This is a genomic window from Microbacterium sp. GQ128 (assembly GCF_059758615.1).
This window is the reverse complement of sequence record NZ_JCAXDY010000002.1, coordinates 788,223-807,904: the sequence shown is the minus strand read 5'-3', so window position 1 is coordinate 807,904 and position 19,682 is coordinate 788,223. Positions and strand designations below refer to the sequence as shown.

Below are 19,682 nucleotides of genomic sequence, written 5' to 3'. Positions count from 1 at the left end.
GCCCCTCACTGGAAGAACTCCAGGGGCGGACGATTGCCCCACTGCGTCGTCTCGCTGGCCGTGCCGTTGAACCGACCGGGCTTGTGGCTGGCGTCCACGACATCGCCGTCGGTGTAGTGCTCGATGCGGAAACCGAACGGGTCTTTCCAGTAGTCGAAGACCTGGCTGCCGAGGAGGTGCCTGCCGACACCGACGTCTGCGGCGAACCCCTCCTGCACCAGGTAGTCGTGCGAGCTCATCACCGCATCGAAGTCGATGACCTCGAACGCGGAGTGATGGATGCCGACCCAGTCGGACTCGAGAATCAGGGCGAAGTGATGATCGACGAGCTTCTCACCGAGGTCGAGGCGCACGAAGGTTCCGTAGATCGGACCGTCCTCCCCCGGAGGCAGGAAGTAGTCGGAGTCGAGGAAGTTGAACCGCATCTTGAGCCACGCCATCGTCTCGTCGTGGTCGCGAACGTGCAGCACGAAGTGCCCGAGACGCGCGATGGTGGCCGGCGCGATGGGAGATCGCACCGGGGTGTGCACGCGGTTCTTGTCCCGCACATTGTTGGCGAGGTTCGGGTCGCGGTCGATGATGGCCGGCACCCGCTCTCGACCCCAGATCGCCCTGACCTCCAGGCCGTCCGGGGTGTGCATGACGACTTCCTCACCACCACCGGGCTCCGAACTCGGCTGCACCGGGCTGGAGCCCTCGAGCGCCGCCAGATCGTCGAGGTCTTCACGTGTCGCCATCTCGATGGCGACACCGCCGAACTTCTGCTTCGGGGCCTTGCGCGTCACGTGGATGTGGTGCTGCGTGCCCGTCCCTCGCATGTACAGGGTCTGCTCGTCGCTCCCGGCCGCCTTCGTCATACCGAACGCGGTCAGGAAGCGTTCCATCTCGTCCAGGTCCGGCGCGAGATAGGTCACCTGCGCCAGGTCGACTGCGGTTGCCATGTTCTTCCTCCTTCGTTCACGACGCCCCGTGGGGACGCCGGATACCGCTCCCGCATCGGCGCGAGCGCGGGTCGAGCCGTCTCGGGCCTCAGCCCTTGCCGAGAATGCTGATGTCGTCGGGGTCGATCAGGTCGGAGACCGTCCACCCGTGCAGGTCGTACTCGTCCATTGCCGACTGGGCAAACTGTCGGCAGTACTCGAGTGTCCCCGTGCTCATCGCGCTGAACACGTTGGTCTGACGTGTGACGTCGTTGCTGCCGATGTAGTTGATCTCGTATAGCTCATGCCGCGACCCGAACTCGGTGCCGATCGCATCCCACAGCATCTTCATGACCTTCACCCGCTCTTCGGCGTCGATGCCACCGGTACCCCGCAGATACGTGTCGAGGTACCCGCGGATCTCCGGGGTGTCGAAGTCGACGGCGTGCGAGTTGAGATAGATGAGCCCGCTCGCGACAACCTGCTCGATGATGTTCTTGATCTTGGGCATCGCGAGCTGGTTCATGACACGGTAGGCACCCGCATACGAGGGATCAGGCTGGATCATCCCGTTCTTCCACGGCACCGAGCTCTTCGCCATGGCGTCGGAGAGCGCCCAGAAGGTGTTCCGCCAGGCGATGACCTCACCGAGCTGGGATCTCACGCCGTGGAAGTCGCCTGCTCCCGTCACGTCGAGGGCACGCGAGAGCAGACCGACGAGGAAGTCCATCTTGACCGCGAAGCGCGTGCAACCGTGCAACGACGCCCGCTCGAGGTATCCCGAGTGGACGTTGTATCGGTTGGCCTGCTCGAGATCGTTGTGGATGAAGACGTTCTCCCAGGGGATGAACACGTCGTCGAGCACGAGGATGGCGTCGTTCTCGTCCAGGCGGCTCGAGAGCGGGTAGTCGAACGGACTGCCCAGCACACCGGCACGGTACTCGTTCGAGACTCGGCACAGCAGCTTCACCCCGGGGGAGTTCGTCGGCATGATGAACACCGGAGAATAAGCCGGATCCTGAATCGCCACCTGACCGACGTGCCCGATGAACGTGTAATGCGTCAGGGCGGAACCTGTGGCGACGACCTTCGCGCCGCTGACGTACATCCCCTCGTCGGTCTCCCGGGTGACGTGAATGAACACGTCCTTACCGGCATCGGGGCCAGCGCTGCGATCCACCGGCGGGTTCATGATCGCGTGATTGATGTAGTACGTCTTCTCCTGGGCCTTGCGGTACCAGTTGCGGGCGTTCTCCTCGTGACCTCGATAGAACTCGGCGTTCGCGCCCAGCGTGCCCAGGAAACAGCCCTTGTAGTCGGGAGATCGTCCCATCCAACCCCAGGCGAGTCGCTGCCACTCCGCGATCGCGTCGCGGGACTTGACCTGCTCCTCGACAGTGGTCGCCGCACGGAAGAAGGGGTGCGTGAAGCCGCCCCACTCCGTCGGCGTCGTGAGGGTGCCGCGACGCTTCTCCTCGTGAAGAGCGTCGTACATCCGGGCGATCATCCGCGCCGAGTTGCGGAAGGCCGGATGCTCGGTCACGTTCTCGACACGCTCCCCGTAGATCCACACCTCACGACCGTCGTTGAGACTGTCCAGATACTCCTGCCCGGTGAACGGGATGTAGTCCTGGTTCGCGGGCGGCGAGGTCACCATGGACGAGGTCTGCTCGTTGCTCATCTTCGAGTTCTTCCTTCCGACGTTGGAGGCGAGAGGGACGCCTCGCTCGGGTCGGCGATGCTCGAGGCAGCGCTCTCCGGGTGAGTCCGGATCCGCCATGGACCGTCCCGGGGTCAATGCTCAGCGAGCCACCGAGCACGGTCAATCGCCGGCAGTGGAATCGTCTCGCTCCCGGTTCTCCCGACGGTGACCGTCGCCACGCGTCAACGCAAGTTTTTTCCGCGCGAACAGGGATTTAATCGGCGCGCGCTCGCCCTGTGCTTCGCGCGCGACCCCATATCGATACTCGCCGTCCCCCATACGAGGCAGGAGATAGCCGTCGCCGGGCGCGCTCCTCACCGAGACCCCGCATTCACGCCGAGACCCCCTCCTGCATACGTCGACAGGAGGGGGTCTCGGCGCGAAGACGGGGTGTCAGCGCGAAGTGTCTGGCGTCACACCAGGCGCGCCTTCGGCGACACCGAGTAGGTGTGCTCGGCGTCGCGGTTGACCGTGTCACCCAGGGCCGTGTCGATCGCGGCCAGGGTGTCGGCGTCGAGCTTCACGCCCGAGGCCTTGACCGTCTCGGCGAGCTGCTCCGGACGCGAGGCACCGACCAGGGCGGCCGCGACGTTCGGGTTCTGCAGCACCCACGCGATCGCGAGCTGGGGCATCGACAGCCCCGCCTGCTCGGCGATGGGCTTCAGCTTCTGCACGGCGGAGAGGATGTCGTCCTGCAGGAAGCTCTTGATGAAGTCGGCGCCGCTGTGCGGGTCGGTCGCGCGCGAGCCCTCGGGCACCGGCTGACCGGGCAGGTACTTGCCGCTGAGCACGCCCTGCGCCATCGGCGACCAGACGATCTGCGAGATGCCCAGCTCTTCGGATGCCGGAACGACCTTGCCCTCGATCACGCGCCACAGCATGGAGTACTGCGGCTGGTTCGAGATGAGCTGGATGCCGAGCTGCTTCGCGAGGGCGTGCCCCTCGCGCAGCTGCTCCGCCGTCCACTCCGAGACGCCGATGTAGAGCGCCTTGCCCTGGCGGACGACGTCGGCGAACGCCTGGAACGTCTCCTCGAGCGGGGTCTCGTAGTCGAAGCGGTGCGCCTGGTACAGGTCGACGTAGTCGGTGCCGAGACGCGTGAGCGAGCCGTTGATCGACTCGAAGATGTGCTTGCGGCTCAGGCCGGTGTCGTTCGGACCCTTGGGGCCGGTCGGGAAGTAGACCTTCGTGAAGATCTCCAGCCCCTCACGGCGCTGCCCCTCCAGAGCCTTGCCGAGCACGACCTCCGCAGCCGTGTTGGCGTAGGTGTCGGCGGTGTCGAAGGTGGTGATTCCGGCATCCAGTGCGGCGTGCACGGTCTTGACCGCGGCGTCGTCACCGACCTGCGAGGCGTGGGTGACCCAGTTGCCGTAGGTGATCTCCGAGACCTTGAGACCGCTGTTGCCGAGATAGCGATAGTTGACCATGGAACAACGCTACTGGCTGCGTGCGATGGTCGGGCTGGATGCCGGCATCCGCCGTCATGCGGGGGCGACGACCGTCCGCCGACGCATCCCGGTCACCGCCGCGCCGACGATCAGCGCGGCGGCAGCGAGGAGGCTCACCGCGTAGAGCGGCCGCGCCCAGGGCGAGTAGTCCCCACCGCTGATCCCGAACGTGTCGGCGAGGCTCATTCCCACGCCGAACGAGGCGGCGAAGTAGCCGGGTGCACCGAGCATCAGCAGCGCCAGGAAGCTCATCGCGGGGACCATCGGATGTGCGCGCCCGCGGGTCGAGACGACCGCGACCACCACCGCCAGCACCACGCCGATACCGAGGATGAACGCCACCGGCTCCCACAGGAGCACCTCGCCCGCCGCCGACATCTCGGCGCGGACCTCGTCGAGCGTGCGCCCGGGAACCGCGGCGAGCGGATTGAGCACCAGGATCTGCAGCGCGGCCCACGCCGCATACGCCGTGACGGCGAGCACACCGGCGATCGAGATCCACAGGGTCCGGCGCTGCATCCGAGTCATGCGCGTCATCCTAGGAAGGCATCCCGAGAGTCTCCCGATACTCGCGCCAGGCCGCTCCGAGCCGACGGATGCTCTCGGCGAGCACGTCGTCGGGTGCCGTGAACGGGATGCGGATGTGGTCGTCCGGAGACGCCGACACCGCGAACGCCGCGCTCCCGGCGATCGAGACCCCGTGCGTCGCGGCGACCCTCGCCAGCGCGGCGGCAGAACCCGCCGGAACCCGGACCCACAGCGACAGCCCGCCGCGGGGCGGCTCGACCTTCCAGTCGGGCAGGTGCTCGGCCATCAGCTCCTGCAGCAGACGCAGGCGATCCTGGTGGATGCGGCTGTTCGCCCGGCGGAGGTCGTCGGCGCGGGCGATCAGGTCGAGTGCGAGCAGCTGCCCCGGCACGCTCGTGGACTGGTCGGCGAGCTGGCGGGCCCCGCGCAGCCGGCGCACGAGCACGGGGTCGGCGCGCAGCCATCCGATGCGCAACCCCGCCCACACCCACTTCGACACCGACTCCACGACGATGATCGGGGCGTCCGCCCGCTCGGCGGCGAGGGTCGGCGGCACCACCCCGTCGAAGGAGATGCCGGCCACGACACGGTCCTCGATCACGGGCACGCCCTACTGGGCGGCGAGTTCGGCGACGCGATGCCGCGCGGCAGCGGGAAGGCGCGACCCCGTGGGGTTCTGGTGGTGGGGGTTGAGGGCGACGAGCACGGGTCGCAGGCGGGCGAGCGCCTGTTCGAGCGCGTCGACGTCGAGCCCGTCCGGTCCCATCGGGACGCCGTGCACCGTGCCGCCGCGCAGCCCGACCGAGTCGGTGACGCCCGGCCACGTGATCTCCTCGGCGAGGACGACGTCACCCGGGCTGACGAGAGCGTTGACGACGAGGCTGATGGCCTGCTGCGCGCCGTGTGTGACGAGGATCTGCTCCGGCGTCGTCGGGGTGCCCTCGGCGATGTACATGTCGGCGATGAGGGTGCGCAGCGCGGGGAGGCCTGCGGGGTCGGTCTCGGGCAGTAGCGCCAGCTCTAGTCGTGGCGTGTGCTCGCTGATGAGCTGCACGCCCAACTCGGAGATCTGTGGCACGGTGCGCAGCAGGTCGATCGCGTTGGGCAGCGCCGAGAACAGAGCCTCTCCCCGCCCCTGCCGTTGCACGGGAGCCACGGATGCCGCCGCGCCGGCGATGCGCGTTCCGCTCCCCTGCCGCCGATCCACCAGACCACGCTCGGCGAGGTCCGCGTAGGCGGCGACGACGGTGCCGCGCGACACGGAGCTCGCCGCGGCGAGAGCGCGCTCGGCCGGCAGCCGATCGCCGGGGCGCAGCTCGCCCCCCGCGATCAGGGCCTCGATGCCGCGGGCGAGCCGAGTGGCCAGCGTGCCGTCTCCGTGGGTCCAGCGGCCGAGTCGCGCCGAGAGCACGTCGGATGACACCTCGCCGCCGCGCACGAGCGACCGAGAGGCATCCGTGGCCGATCCGTGGTCCACCGGCCGGGGATTGGCCCTGTCATCCGTGCTCATGAGACTTGATTCTGGACCAATGAGCACCTCCATGACCACTGTCGCGAAAGATCTCGGTCCAATCGATCCCGATTGGACCATTCACGAGCTCATCGAATGGCTCAGCGAAGACTCCCGGCAGCACGACCCCGCGCTGCAGCGTCCCCTGGCCCTGATCGAGGCGTCGCTGACCGGCGAGCAGTGGTCGGGCACCCCGTCGACGGTCGCCCTGATCCGCTCGCTGACTCTGGCTGCCCCGCATCGCCCCGGGTCCGTGATCGCCGATGTCCTGCTTCCGGTCGCAGTTCCTGCCGCTCATCGCGTGGGCGGACGGCAGAAACTGCGACCGGAAGGAAAGCCGCAGCGTCAGGTCGCCTGAGCCTGGGGGGCCGGAGCCGGCGCGGGGGCAGGGGCAGGGGCAGAGGCCGGCGCCGGCGCGGGGGTCGTGACGATGTCGGCGCGGTCGCGGAAGCCCTCGGCGGTCACCCGATCCAGGGCGACCTGCTTGCGGATGGCCGCGGCCTTCTCGTAGAGGCTCGGGTCGCCGTAGCTCGTGAGCACCTTCACCAGCACGGGCAGCAGCTCGATCATGAAGAACAGCGCCGCGATGAGGATGTGCGCCCACAGGATGGTGGGCTCCTTCTCGCTCAGGCGGTTCAGTCCGCTGATCTGGCTGAGCAGCCCGACGGCGCCGGCGTTGCCCTGGGCCACGGCATCCGCGCGCGCGTTGTAGGCCGCGAGCGCCTGGTCATAGGTGTCGCGGGCGGCCGGCAGCTGGGACTTCGCCTGCTCGCGGTTCGTCGACTCCGAGCTCGAGGTGTTCTCCTTGGCGGCGGTGCCGGCGGCGGCGAGCTCCTCGTTCGCGGTGCGCAGCTGTGCGGCGAGCGCGTCGTACGTCTGCTGGGCCTCGGCGAGCTGCGCCTTGGCGGCATCCGAGCTCGCACCCTCACCGTTGACGCCGGTGCAGCCGGGGACCGTGCCCGCGCCCTCACCGGTCAGCTCGCACTGGTAGAGCACGCGCGCCTGATCGATGACCTTCTGCTGCTCGGTCATCTTCGCGGTCACGTCGTCGACCGTGGCCTGGGCGGCCGACTCGGTCGCCGAGGAGGATTCGGTCCCCGCGACGATACCGGTCGCGGCCTGGTTCTCGAGTTCGGCGACCTTGGCGGTGGCGGCATCCAGCGCGATCTTCTCCGGACCGGACTCCAGCGCCTCCTGGTCGGACTGCGACTGGGTGATGTTGGTCGATGCGACCTCGCGGGCGATGTCGTTGTGGAAGATCTGCAGCACCAGCGGCTCGGCCACGACGAACCCGATGATCGCCGCCATGATCACACGCGGGATCGCGAGGCCGATGAGGCGCCAGACGTTCCGCGTCGAGCTCATGGTCGAGGTGAGGAAGCGATCGAGGTTGAAGATGATGAGCGCCCACACGAGCGCCAGCGGCACGGCCAGCCAGATCGCGGCCTGCACGCCGGTGGTGAGGGCGAAGAGCATCGAGATGGCGGAGACCAGGGCGGTGCCGGCGAGCACGAAGAACATCTGCACGAAGCGGGGCGTCTCGCCGGGGACGCGGTCGAGGATCTCGCCTTCCGCTCCGCCGAGGATCGCGAGGGTCCGGGCACGGGAGCCGGGTGTGCGCGGCGCGCGCTTCCGGCGGGGTTTGCGGACACGGGGTTCGCGCGGGGGCTTCACCGGGGAGGACTCGTCGGCGGCGACCGCATCGGCGATCGGGGTCGCCTCCGCAGGCTCTGCGACGGGCACCTCACGGGTGGTGTCGTCGGCGCCGGTCGGCTCGAACTCGCGCAGGAAGTCGAGGTCATCGGTGACGGCGTCGGATTCGCCGTCGATGATGATCCGACCCTGCGAGTCGTAGCGACCCGGTCGATGGGCGGAATAGGGCATCCGAACAATCTACGAAACATCGCCTGTGGATCGCGTGGAAGAGTCCTTGGAGCGCCTCCCAGCTTCCGTGCCGCCCCGGTGGATTCAGGATGCCGGGAGCAGGCGGTCGAGGGCGGCGGCGTAGGCGGCCAGGCCGTCGTCGAGGGTGAAGTGCCCGGCGGCGGCGAGGGTGCCGAGCCCGTGGATCAGCCCCCACAGCACGACGACATCGGTCGGCCGGTCGAGCCCGACCGCGACTGCACCCTCGGCGAGCACGGCCTCGAGCCCATCGATCAGGGGCGCCATCGTCGCGGTCGGGGATCCGGGGATGCAGACGGTCGGGTCGTACACGGCGTCGAACGCGTGCGGATGCTCGACCGCGAAGCGGATGTACGCCGAGCCGCCGTCGGTGAGGGCTGCCCGCGGCGTCGATGCCTTCTCGGCGGCCGTGCGGACCTGGTCGAGGAGGTCGGCCATGCTGCGCTCGGCGATCGCCTTGAGCAGTCCGAGCCGGTCGGAGAAGTGGTGGTACGGCGCGTTGTGGCTCACGTTCGCCGCCCGCGCGACCTCGCGCAGGCTGATCTCGGCCGCCGGCATCCGCTCCAGCAGTTGCATGGCGGCGTCTTCCAGGGCACGGGCGAGATCGCCGTGGTGGTAGCCGTCCTTCGAACTTGACATGAGCAACATTGTCTCCTATCTTGACACTGTCCACCAGCTTGACACTGTCCAGATAGGAACAACGCCATGTCCGCTCTCGTGATCGACGGCCACCCCGACGCCCGCTCCCTGACCGCCTCCCTCGCCCAGCGGTACGCCGCAGGGCACGGCGATGCCCGCGTGCTCGCTCTGCGCGACCTCGACTTCGACCCGAACCTGCGCTTCGGCTACCGGGAGCGCATGACCCTCGAGCCCGACCTCGTCGAGGCCAAGCGCGCGCTGCAGAGCGCCGACACGATCGTCATCGCGACGCCGTTGTGGTGGGGGTCGGTGCCCGCTGTGCTCAAGGGCTTCTTCGACCGGGCGCTGCTGCCGCAGCAGGAGTACCGCTACACGAAGCTCGGTCTCCCCGAAGGGCTGCTGCCGGCGCGCAACGGCCGACTGCTCCTGCTCGCGGACACGCCCTGGTACTTCGCGCCGTTCACCGGGCTCCCCGCGCAGACCCACGTCGCCCGAGGGACGATGCGCTTCTGCGGCATCCGCTCGGTGCGCACGCACCGCATGCTCGGCGTGAAGGACGCGAGCAGCGCCACCATCACCCGCTGGCTCGATGGTGCCGAGCAGCTCGGCACCATCGACGCGCGCCGTGCCGGTGCGCCTCAGGCCATCGCGGCGGAGGCGGCCTCGTCTTCGGTGGTGGCGACGAGCTGACCGCAGGCGCCGTCGATCTCCTTGCCGCGGGTGTCGCGGAGAGTGGTCGGGATGCCGGCATCGTTCAGGCGACGCACGAACTCGTTGGTGACATCCCTCTCGGACGCCGTCCAGATCGAGCCGGGCGTCGGGTTCAGCGGGATCGGGTTCACGTGCACCCAGCCGCGTCCGCGCTGGTTCAGCTTCTCGGCCAGCAGGTCGGCGCGCCAGGCGTGGTCGTTCATGTCCTTGATGAGCGCGTACTCGATCGAGACACGGCGGCCGGTCTTGGCGTAATAGTCGTAGGCGGCATCCAGTGCCTCATCGACCTTCCAGCGGGAGTTCACCGGGATGAGCTCGTCCCGCAGGTGGTCGTCCGGCGCGTGCAGCGACAGCGCGAAGGTGACGGGGATGCCCTCGTCGGCGAGCTTCTTGATCGCCGGCACCAGGCCGACCGTCGACACCGTGATGCCGCGGGCGCTCATGCCGAGGCCGTCGGGCTGCGGGGCGACCATCGACCGCACGGCATCCATCACGCGCTTGTAGTTGGCGAGCGGCTCGCCCATCCCCATGAAGACGATGTTCGAGACACGCTCCATGCTGTGGTCGTCGGACTTCTTGCCACCGAGGCCGCCCTCGGCGATGAGCCGATTGGCACGGACGATCTGCTCGATGATCTCGGCGGTGGACATGTTGCGGGTCAGCCCCGCCTGTCCGGTCGCGCAGAACGGGCAGTTCATTCCGCAGCCGGCCTGGCTCGACACGCACAGCGTGATGCGGCCGGGGTAGCGCATGAGCACCGACTCGACCAGGGCGCCGTCGTGCAGGCGCCACAGGAACTTGATCGTGTCGCCGCGGTCGGTCTCGAGGCGGCGGACCTCGGTGAGCAGCGGCGGCAGCATCCCGGCGACGAGCTGCTCGCGGGTGTCGGCCGGGAGGTCGGTCATCTGCTCGGGGTCGGACGTGTAGTGACGGAAGTAGTGCGTCGACAGCTGCTTCGCGCGGAAGCCGGGGAGCCCGAGCTCCTTGACCTTCTCGATGCGCTCGGCCGGCGTGAGGTCGGCCAGGTGTACCGGCGGCTTGCCGCGCTTGGGGCTCGCGAACTGCAGGAGCGGACGCCCCTCGGCATCCTTCTGCTGGGTCCACCCCTCGGTCGCCGGGCGCACCTGTGGCTTCTTGGTCTCGCGGACAGCCCCCGAGCGGGACGACGCGGGCGCTGCCTGTGGGCGCGTCTCGCGCGTGCGGGGAGTCTCAGTCATACCCTCCAGGGTACGCGGTGCCGGGTGGGAAGCGCCTGGGGTGGGCGCGTCCGGCATCGTCACCCCAGCAACGGGCGCTGTGCGGCGAGCTGACCCTCGTACTCCTCGCGGGCACGCTGCGCGGTCTCGGTGCTCGAGACCTCCGCCACCGGCACGTCCCACCAGCCCTCGCCGTCGGGGCCGTAGACCGTCGGATCGCTCTCGACGTGGATGAGTGTCGTCCGCTCGGAGGCCTTCGCGGCGGCGACCGCGGCGCGCAGATCGTCGACGGACCCAGGGCCCTTCGCGATCTCGATGACGGCGACGCCGTAGCTGCGCGCGTTCATGGCGAGGTCGACCGGCAGCACGTCGCCGCGCTGGAAGTTGCGCGCCTCGTCATCGTAGCGGCGATATTTCGTGCCGAAGCGCTCCGAGCCCACCGTCTCCGAGAGGTGACCGATCGAGGCGTAGCCCTGGTTCTGGATGAGGACGACGATGATCTTGATGCCCTCGGCCACAGCGGTCGCGAGCTCGGAGCTCAGCATCAGGTACGAGCCGTCGCCGACCATGACGACGACGTCGCGCTCGTCGCCGGATGCCGTCAGCCCGCGCTTGACGCCGAGACCTCCCGCGATCTCGTACCCCATACAGGAGTAGGCGTATTCGACGTGATAGCCCAGCGGATCGCTGACGCGCCACAGCTTGTGCAGGTCGCCGGGGAGCGAGCCGGCCGCCTGCACGATCACGTCTTCGTCGGCCACGGCCCCGCGCACGGCACCGATGATCTCGGGTTGGCCCGGCAGCTCGCGGCCCGTGGGGGCGAGGGCCTGGTCGACCACCGCATCCCAATCGCGCTTCTCGTCGGCGATGCGCGTGCTGAGGCTCTCCGCGACCCGGAAGCCACGGAGCTCCTCGACCAGCGCGAGCAGTGCCTCGCGGGCATCCGCGACGACGGGCAGCTGCGAGCCGTGCTTGTAGGCGTCGAAAGCCGCGACGTTGATGTTGACGAACACCGCACCGGGGTTCTGGAAGGCCGTGCGAGATGCCGTCGTGAAGTCGCTGTACCGGGTGCCGACACCGATGATGACGTCGGCCTCCGCCGCGATGCGATTCGCCGCGGTGGTGCCGGTCGCGCCGATCCCGCCCAGGTACTGCGGGTGATCCCAGGGCAGGGCGCCACCGCCCGCCTGCGTCGTGCCGACCGGGATGCCGGTGGCCTCGACGAAAGCGCGCAGCGCCTGTTCCGCTTCGGAGTAGATGACGCCGCCACCCGCGACGAGGATCGGCTTCTTCGCGCCGCGGATCGCCGCGACGGCCCGGGCGAGCGGTCCGCGCTCCGGAAGGGGGCGGCGGATGTGCCACTCCCTGTCCTGGAGGAACTCGAGCGGGACGTCCAGCGCTTCGGCCTGCACATCCTCGGGCAGGGCGATCGTCACCGCACCCGTGTCGGCGGGATCGGTGAGGACGCGCATCGCGGCCAGCGCGATCGAGAACAGCTGCTCGGGGCGCTGCACCCGGTCGAAGAACACCGAGAGCGGGCGGAAGGCGTCGTTCACGGTGAGCCCGATGTCGTGCGGGCGCTCCAGCTGCTGCAGCACGGGATCGGCGACCCGCGTGGCGAAGGTGTCGCTCGGCAGCAGCAGCGCCGGGAGCCGGTTGGTGGTCGCGAGCGCCGCGCCGGTGAGCATGTTCGTGGCGCCGGGACCGACCGAGGCCGTGCTCGCGAACGTCGCCCGGCGGCGATGCATCCGGGCGAAGCCCACGGCCTGGTGCACCATCGCCTGCTCGTTGCGGGCCTGGTGATACGGCATCAGGTCGGGCTGCTCGAGGTTGTACTGCTGCAGCGCCTGACCGAGACCGGCGACGTTCCCGTGTCCGAAGATGCCGAACATGCCGGGCACTGTGCGTTCGCGCAGGTCGCCGTCGACCGTCCACTGCCGGGAGAGGAACTCGACCAGTGCCTGGCCGACCGTCATCCGTCGCGTCTTCATCGGTGTTCTCCGTCTGCTCGGTAGGGAAGCCGCGGATCGATGTCCTGCCCGCTCCAGCTGTCGCGCACCCACGCGTGCGCGGGGTCGTCGGTGATGAGCCAGGCCCGCTCCCCGTCGGGGCCGGCCATGACGTTGAGGTAGTAGAGGTCGTAGCCGGGGGCGGCCACGGCAGGGCCGTGGAACCCGAAGGGTACGAGGGCGATGTCGCCGGTGCGGACCCGTTCGGCGATGTCGATCTCGCCGGCGGCCGAGGAGTAGGTCGCGAACATCCCGAACGCCGCGTCGGCGGATGCGGTGTCTCCGCCGGAGCGCGTGGGCGCCGCCTCGAAGTAGTAGATCTCCTCGAGCCGTGATTCCCGCCCCGGCACGTGCTCGTCGTGCTTGTGCGGCGGGTACGACGACCAGTTCTCGGCCGGCGTGATGACCTCGCACACGATGAGGCGCTCGGCGTCGAGCGCGTCTGGCGTGCCGAAGTTGTGCACCTGCCGACTGGAGGCACCGGCACCACGGAGCTCGACCGGGGTCTCAGCCGCGCGGATGTGCCGCGTTGGGTGCACGACGGACGTGGGGGACGAGGCCACGGCCACTCGACCGGTGCCCGTGATGACGGCCGTGGCCTCCGCCGAGAGGTAGAGAACGTCGCTCGGACCGTCGAACACGGAGCGGCGCCCGGCGAGCGGTGTCTCGGTGGTCATTCCCTCCTCGGTGTGCGCGACGGAGAACGATCCGGAGAGCGGCACGATGATCCGCTCCACCCCGGTGTCGGCGAGCGCGAGGCGCTCCCCCGCGCCGAGCACGCCGATGCGGATGCCGGTGTGCGCCCAGCCGGGCGTGGTGTCGTCGACGACGCTCTCCCAGCCGTCGCGGCCGATCGTGCCGCGACGATGGAACCAGTTCCCGTCTTCGGTCATGGCGCTCCTGCCCGCATCCGCTCAGCTGTTCTGGGGGAAGCCGAGGTCGATGCCGCCGTGGAGGGCGGGGTCGAGCCACCGGCTGGTGATCGCCTTCTCGCGGGTGAAGAAGTCGAAGCCATGGACACCGTACGCCTTCGCGTCGCCGAACAGCGACGCCTTCCACCCGCCGAACGAGTGGTACGCGACGGGGACCGGGATGGGCACGTTGATGCCGATCATCCCGACCTGCACCTCGTGCTGGAAGCGGCGAGCCGCCCCGCCGTCGTTCGTGAAGATCGCGGTCCCGTTGCCGAACCGGCCGGAGTTGATCAGGTCGACCCCCTCCTGGAAGGTCTGCACCCGCACCACCGACAGCACCGGCCCGAAGATCTCCTCCTGGTAGGCCCGTGAAGAGGTCGGGATCTCGTCGATGAGCGTCGGCCCGAACCAGAAGCCATCCTCGTTCCCGTCGACGGTCAGACCTCGGCCGTCGACCACGATGCGCGCCCCGTCGGCATCGGCGATGTCGACGTAGCCCGACACCTTCGCGCGGTGCTCCGCCGTGATCAGCGGACCCATGTCGGGCTCGCCGTCGGCACCGCCCGCGCCGTCGCCGATGCGCAGCCCCGCGATGCGCTGGGAGATCCGCTCGATCAGCGCGTCCGCCACCGGCTCGACCGCGAGGACGACGGACACGGCCATGCACCGCTCCCCCGCCGCGCCGAATCCCGCGTTCACGGCCTGGTCGGCGACCAAGTCGAGATCGGCATCCGGCAGGACGAGCACGTGGTTCTTCGCGCCGCCGAGCGCCTGCACCCGCTTGCCGTGGCGCGACGCGGTCTCATAGATGTACTGGGCGATGGGCGTCGAGCCGACGAACGAGATCGAGGCGACGTCCGGGCTCTCCAGCAGACCGTCCACCGCCTGCTTGTCGCCCTGCAGCACGGTGAACACACCGTCGGGCAGGCCCGCCTCGGCCCAGAGGGCGGCGATCCAGAGCGCGGCGGACGGATCCTTCTCGCTGGGCTTGAGCACCACGGCGTTGCCCGCGGCGATCGCGACCGGGAAGAACCACATCGGCACCATCGCCGGGAAGTTGAACGGCGAGATGATGCCGACCACGCCGAGCGGCTGCTTGAGCGAGTACACGTCGATGCCGGTCGAGACGTTCTCCGAGTACGCGCCCTTGATCAGATGCGGGAAGCCCGTCGCGAGCTCCACGACCTCCTGGCCGCGCAGGATCTCGCCCATCGCATCGGAGCGGACCTTGCCGTGCTCGGCGGTGATGATCGCCGCCAGCTCACCCTTGCGCGCGTTCAGCAGCTCACGGAACGCGAACATCACCGCCTGGCGCCGCGCGATCGAGTAGGCGCTCCACACCTGGAATCCGCGCTGCGCGGACGCGATGGCGTCCGCGATCTCGGAGTCGTCGGCCAGGGCGACCTGCCCCGTCACCGCCCCCGTCGCGGGGTTGTGGACGGGAGCCGTGCGACCGCTCGCGGAGGCGCGAGCGGCGCCGTCGATCCAGTGGCCGATGACGGGGATGTCGGAAGCGGAGGTCATGCGTGTCCTTCTGCGGAGAGGGCGATCAGGCGGTCAGCCCGGGGTGGACGAGGGAGGCCGCGACATCGATGGCGGATGCCACGTCGATGTCCGACGAATAGAGGAGAGTGCGGCCGACGGTCAGGCCGCGCACGCCGGGGAGCGACAGCGCGTCTTCCCAGGACGAGAACGTGTCGTCGGGGTCGGCACCCGCGTCGCCGCCGAGCAGCAGCACGGGCAGCGTCGTCGCCGCGAGCACACGCTCCATGTCGTCGACGACCGGCAGCTTCAGCCACGTGCTCGCACTGCTCGCACCGAGACCGCTGGCGATCGCGATCGACAGCATCACGGCATCCGGGCTCAGGTCGTTGACGACCCGTCCGTCGACGCGGCGGCTGAGGAACGGCTCGAGCATGATCGGCAGGTCGGCCCTGGCTGCGGCGGTCACCGCGTCTGCCGTCGAGGCCAACGTGGGCGCCGTGCCGTCGTCATCGAGGTTCACCCGCAGCAGGGCCTTGGCGAAGTCGATGCCGGAGTCCACCATCGCGGGCACGTCGTACCCGGTGTAGCGGTCGTCCATCTCGAAGGTCGCTCCGCGCAGGCCGCCGCGGTTCATCGACCCCACGACGATCTTGTCGTCGAGCAGGCCGAGCATGGCCAGGTCGTCGATGATGTCGGGGGTGCCGAGCACGCCGTCCACGCCCGGATGCCGCAGGGCGATCGCGAGCCGATCGAGCAGCTCGTAGCGGTCGGCCATGGCGAACGGCGACCCGCCGACCGCGAGCGCACCGCGCGCGGGGTGGTCGGCGGCGATGATGAACAGCCGCCCGTCCCCGCGGATGATGTCGCGGCGGCGGCGTCCGGCCAGCGTCTCGCGGATCGCGTGCGGCGACTCCGCACGCACCGTCCGGAGTCGGTGGAAGTCCTCTTCGGTCAGGGCTGTCATCTCACGCATCTCCGTTCACGACCTCGGCGACCTCGCGCTCGGTCGGCATCGCCGTCGAGCATTCCCGGCGTCCGGCGACGATGCCGCCCGCCGCATTCGCATAGGTCAGGGTCTTCTCCAGCTCCCACTCGGCGAGCAGTCCGTGGCAGAGCGCGCCGCCGAACGCGTCGCCGGCACCGAGCCCGTTCACGACCTCGACCGCGGTCGCGGGGATCTCGACCTGCCTCGACCGGGTCTTGGCGAGCACGCCGCGCGGTCCCTGCTTCACGATCGCGAGTTCCACGCCGCGCTCGAGGAGCGCATGCGCGGCGCGCTGCGGGTCGGTCTCGCCGACCGCGACCTCGCACTCCTCGCGGTTGCCCACAGCGACAGTGGCGAAGCTCAGCGCCTGCTGGATCTGCACGCGGGCTTCGTCGGGCGTGGCCCAGAACATGGGGCGGTAGTCCAGGTCGAACACCGTGTGCGCACGACGCCCGCGTGCCTGGAGGAGGTCGAAGTGCGTCTGCCTGCTCGGCTCCTCGCTCAGGCCGGTCGCGGTGAACCAGACGAGCGCGGCCTGCCGCACCGCGGCCTCGTCGACATCCTCCGGCCGGATCTGCAGGTCGGGAGCGGACGGTTCGCGGTAGAAGTACAGCGGGAAGTCATCCGGCGGGAAGATCTCGCAGAATGTGATCGGGGTCTTGTAGGTCGGGTCGGTGGCGACGTACCGGCTGTGCACCCCGAGGCGCTCGAGCTCGGCGCGCAGGTACCGCCCGAACGGGTCGTCCCCGACGCGGGAGAGCAGCGCGGTGTCGTGGCCGTACCGTGCGGCGGCGACGGAGACGTTGGCGGCGCTGCCGCCGAGGTACTTGCCGAAGCTGGTCACCTCGCCGAGGCCGACGCCGTCCTGCAGCGGATACAGGTCGACGCCCAGGCGCCCGATGGCCAGGATCTCCGGGACCGGTGATTGCTCGGTCATCGCGCCTCCTCTCCCTCGCTCATTTGTCTTAACATTAGCACTTAGTTGCCTTCTTGCCGAGATCAGTCGATCGCCCGACGGATGCTGAGCATCCCGCCGCCGACCGCACGAGCAGCCGCCGCGTCGAAGGCTCCGTCCTGGACCTCACCGGCCAGGTCGACCCGCGCCCAGTCGCCGGGCGACGCGAACGCCAGATCGCGCTCCTCGGACAGGTAGTTCACGAACCGGAGCTCGGCCTCGGCGCCGACGCGCCGCGCCGACTCCAGCACGACATCGCCCGAGAGCCGCACGGGGAACGCCGCCTCGGGAAGCGGGCCGTCGGTCTCGCCCGAACCGCGGACCACGAGCGGGTCGTGCCGGAAGAGATCGGCGGCGCGCACCGCGGTCGCGTCGTCCGCGCCGACCAGGATCGCCAGGTCGGTGTGCACGGCGACGCCCAGGTACTGCGCGCCCGGCACGGGGATCTCGGATCCGGCCGGCTCGTCGCGCAGCGGATGCACGTTCACGCTCATCATGCCCACCGAGCGCGACAGCGTGACCGCGAGAGCATCCGGAGCGTCCGTCGTCGACACGAGCTCGTACTCCGACAGCTTCTGCACCAGAACGGCGGTCGAGCCCGCGGCCGCGAAACGATACGCCGGGTAGGTCGGCAGCGGGAACTCGCCCCAACCGCCCTCGGCCTCGCGTCCGCGCACGGTCGTGCCGTACTGCCCGGCGCTGCGGGAGGAATCGAGTCCCGCGCCGTCGACCGGCACCAGCACCCGGAGGCGGTGGTCGGAGGCGGTGTTCACGTAGTCGATGCCGACGCGAAGGAAACCCTCGCCCTCCCGCAGCTCGATCGTGGTCTCGGTCACCAGCGGCACCGTCGCGGTCGAGCGCCGCCGGTCCGCGTCCAGGCGCTCGGGCAGGTCGTAGACCCGGCGGATGCGGATGCGGCCGCGCAGCGGACCCTCCTCGAGCACGGTCACCTCGACCGACGAGGGCGCCGAGACGGCGGATGCCGCATCGACCGGGCCGTAGTTGTACGAGTCGCCGCAGTCGCCATCGTCGACGAGAGCCAGCGCGCCGTCGATCGACGAGCCGTCCGCGCCGTCGATGCGGACGGTGCCGTCGGCGTTCACGGTCGCTGTCAGCGCCCGGTTGAAGAGCGAGCCGGTCGTCACGATGACCGGGTCGGCGGATGCCGGCGCCGTGGCCTCGCCGACCGCGGCGAGCGCGAGCCCGTCGACGTCGACGGCCAGGAGCGCCCGGTGCCGAGGGTCGGCGATGGTCTCGACGTGCCAGACGTCGTCGCCCGCGGCATCCGCGGCGACGCGCTCCTCGAGCTCGACGGTGAACGTCGCCAGGTCCCACACGCCCTCGGGGCTCTCGGCGACCTGGAAGCGCAGCGACCGCTCGCCCCACTCGTATCCGTTGATCTGCTGGCCGAAGAGCTCGCGACCGTGGATGCGGCGGAGGATCTTGGGCAGGTCGGCCGTGCGCATCCGCTCGTCGCCGAGCACGGTCGTCAGCGGGTCGAGCAGCTGCACGCCCGCGGAGAGGGAGCCGGCGTCGACACCGTGCAGCGTGACCTCGACCTGCGCGCGCCGCGCGAAGCCGGAGGGGTTGAACACGAGGTGCTGCGCGGGCGAGACGGCCGCCGAGACGTCGCGGAGCACGGTGTCGATCACACCGCGGGCGATGTGGCCGGCGGTGTGGATGCGCGTGCCCACCTGCTCGGCCGTCGCGTCGACGCCGCATCCGGTCACGGAGTCGTGCGCGGTGCTCTCCACGATGCGGTACCAGGCCGTGTCGAAGAACGAGCGGTGGTCGCGGGTGCCGTACATCAGGTCGAGGCGCTCCGCGGCGGTGAGCGCCTGCTCGGAGCGGGCCATCTCGCGCTTGAGGTTCGTGCGGATCGAGAAGACGCCGGGGAGGAGGTTGCCGCGGGCGTGCGAGCGCATCTCACCGTGCACCTGCGGCAGGGCGGCGAGGGCTGTGGCATCCGTCTCGTAGCGGGAGAGGTGCCCGTCGAGCGTCGCGATCGACAGGTGCGGCTCGCGCCCGCCCGCGTCGTAGTCGCGGATGACCTCGGCGAGGTCCTCCGGCGGAGCCGAGTGGTCCGTGCCCAGCATCGCGAGCACCGGGTCGTCGCCGTACCAGGATGCGGTGCGGGCGGCGTAGTCGGGGGCGAGCTCGGGAAGCTGCCCCGGCAGAGCGAACATGTCGAGGCCGTTTCCGTAGCCGTCGAAGAGGTACTCGCACCGCACGGCGTCTCCGTTGGGGGCGACCCAGGAGAAGGCGTGTTCGGCGATGTCGGCGGGGACGCCGCGCCAGAGGGCGCTGTGACGGATGCCGAAGCCGGACAGGATCTGCGGCATCTGGGCCGCGTGGCCGAACATGTCGGGCAGGTAGCCGACGGGCATCGTCCGACCGAGGCGGGCGCTCGCGGCACGGCCGAGCTCGAGGTTGCGGATGATCGTCTCGCCGTCGCAGCCGAACTCGTCGAGGAGGATGAGGAACGGACCGACGCTGAGCTGCTCCCGCTCGACCAGCGCCACGACCCGGTCGCGCATGTCCGGGCGCATCTCGAGGTAGTCCTCGATCGCCGCGGCCTGTCCGTCGAGCGTGAACCGGTACTCCGGCTCCGCCTCCAGGATGCCGATCAGCCGGTCGAGCATGTGCACCAGGCGCAGACGGAACACATCGTGCGGCTCGTACCACTCGCGGTCCCAGTGGGTGTGGGGGACGACGACGATCTCACTGGTCACGGGCGGGGACTCCTGATTCTCTGGGGAAAGGTGTGGTGCGTGCGGC

The 19,682-nt window shown here is 69.7% G+C and carries 15 protein-coding genes and 1 pseudogene; 2 read left to right on the top strand and 14 right to left on the bottom strand.

Annotation, left to right across the window (positions count from 1 at the left end):
- Positions 1–5: 5 nt before the first annotated feature.
- The 5 genes and pseudogenes from AC6CHX_RS09875 to AC6CHX_RS09855 all read right to left on the bottom strand — a co-directional run bounded on the left by AC6CHX_RS09875 (position 6) and on the right by AC6CHX_RS09855 (position 6,108).
- A complete protein-coding gene (locus AC6CHX_RS09875; RefSeq protein ID WP_498272665.1) occupies positions 6–941 on the bottom strand; it encodes a VOC family protein in 936 nt (311 codons plus the stop codon).
- An 88-nt stretch (positions 942–1,029) separates the two neighbouring features.
- On the bottom strand, positions 1,030–2,601 hold the full coding sequence (locus AC6CHX_RS09870) for a 4-hydroxyphenylacetate 3-hydroxylase N-terminal domain-containing protein (protein WP_498272664.1): 1,572 nt from the start codon (positions 2,599–2,601) through the stop codon (positions 1,030–1,032).
- Between the two features lie 434 nt (positions 2,602–3,035).
- Positions 3,036–4,049, bottom strand: a complete 1,014-nt coding sequence (locus tag AC6CHX_RS09865; protein ID WP_498272663.1) for an aldo/keto reductase family protein — start codon at positions 4,047–4,049, stop codon at positions 3,036–3,038.
- A gap of 54 nt (positions 4,050–4,103) precedes the next feature.
- Positions 4,104–4,598 carry a hypothetical protein gene (locus AC6CHX_RS09860; RefSeq protein ID WP_498272662.1) on the bottom strand — a complete coding sequence of 165 codons (495 nt, stop codon included), beginning with the start codon at positions 4,596–4,598 and terminating at the stop codon, positions 4,104–4,106.
- Between the two features lie 10 nt (positions 4,599–4,608).
- Positions 4,609–6,108, bottom strand: a pseudogene (locus AC6CHX_RS09855) (aminotransferase-like domain-containing protein).
- Between the two features lie 31 nt (positions 6,109–6,139).
- On the opposite strand from AC6CHX_RS09855, the gene AC6CHX_RS09850 reads away from it, so the two are divergent.
- Positions 6,140–6,466, top strand: a complete 327-nt coding sequence (locus tag AC6CHX_RS09850) for a hypothetical protein (protein ID WP_498272661.1) — start codon at positions 6,140–6,142, stop codon at positions 6,464–6,466.
- Here AC6CHX_RS09850 and AC6CHX_RS09845 read toward each other — a convergent pair.
- Entirely contained in the window at positions 6,454–7,992 is a 1,539-nt protein-coding gene (locus tag AC6CHX_RS09845; protein ID WP_498272660.1) for a DUF4407 domain-containing protein, read from the bottom strand. The two genes, AC6CHX_RS09850 and AC6CHX_RS09845, sit on opposite strands and share 13 nt — an antisense overlap.
- A gap of 84 nt (positions 7,993–8,076) precedes the next feature.
- Entirely contained in the window at positions 8,077–8,649 is a 573-nt protein-coding gene (locus AC6CHX_RS09840; protein ID WP_498272659.1) for a TetR/AcrR family transcriptional regulator, read from the bottom strand.
- 66 nt (positions 8,650–8,715) lie between these two features.
- Between AC6CHX_RS09840 and AC6CHX_RS09835 the strand changes: the two genes are divergently transcribed.
- Positions 8,716–9,339 (top strand): NAD(P)H-dependent oxidoreductase, encoded by a 624-nt coding sequence (locus tag AC6CHX_RS09835; protein WP_498272658.1) that lies wholly within the window; start codon positions 8,716–8,718, stop codon positions 9,337–9,339.
- On the opposite strand, the gene rlmN is transcribed toward AC6CHX_RS09835, so the two are convergent.
- From rlmN to AC6CHX_RS09800, 7 genes are all read right to left on the bottom strand, one after another.
- Positions 9,288–10,577: a dual-specificity RNA methyltransferase RlmN gene (gene rlmN, locus AC6CHX_RS09830; protein ID WP_498272657.1), complete on the bottom strand. Its 1,290-nt coding sequence runs from the start codon at positions 10,575–10,577 to the stop codon at positions 9,288–9,290. The two genes, AC6CHX_RS09835 and rlmN, sit on opposite strands and share 52 nt — an antisense overlap.
- 59 nt (positions 10,578–10,636) lie before the next feature.
- On the bottom strand, positions 10,637–12,547 hold the full coding sequence (gene iolD / locus AC6CHX_RS09825) for a 3D-(3,5/4)-trihydroxycyclohexane-1,2-dione acylhydrolase (decyclizing) (protein WP_498272656.1): 1,911 nt from the start codon (positions 12,545–12,547) through the stop codon (positions 10,637–10,639).
- Positions 12,544–13,458 carry a 5-deoxy-glucuronate isomerase gene (gene iolB, locus AC6CHX_RS09820; RefSeq protein ID WP_498272655.1) on the bottom strand — a complete coding sequence of 305 codons (915 nt, stop codon included), beginning with the start codon at positions 13,456–13,458 and terminating at the stop codon, positions 12,544–12,546. Before iolB ends, iolD begins: the two co-directional genes overlap by 4 nt.
- Positions 13,459–13,479: 21 nt before the next feature.
- Entirely contained in the window at positions 13,480–15,003 is a 1,524-nt protein-coding gene (locus tag AC6CHX_RS09815) for a CoA-acylating methylmalonate-semialdehyde dehydrogenase (protein WP_498272654.1), read from the bottom strand.
- A gap of 25 nt (positions 15,004–15,028) precedes the next feature.
- Complete coding sequence (locus tag AC6CHX_RS09810; protein WP_105711241.1) at positions 15,029–15,928, bottom strand: Cgl0159 family (beta/alpha)8-fold protein; 900 nt, start codon at positions 15,926–15,928, stop codon at positions 15,029–15,031.
- A 1-nt stretch (position 15,929) separates the two neighbouring features.
- Entirely contained in the window at positions 15,930–16,886 is a 957-nt protein-coding gene (gene iolC, locus AC6CHX_RS09805) for a 5-dehydro-2-deoxygluconokinase (RefSeq protein WP_498272653.1), read from the bottom strand.
- A 62-nt stretch (positions 16,887–16,948) separates the two neighbouring features.
- On the bottom strand, positions 16,949–19,636 hold the full coding sequence (locus AC6CHX_RS09800) for a glycoside hydrolase family 38 N-terminal domain-containing protein (protein WP_498272652.1): 2,688 nt from the start codon (positions 19,634–19,636) through the stop codon (positions 16,949–16,951).
- Positions 19,637–19,682: the final 46 nt, after the last annotated feature.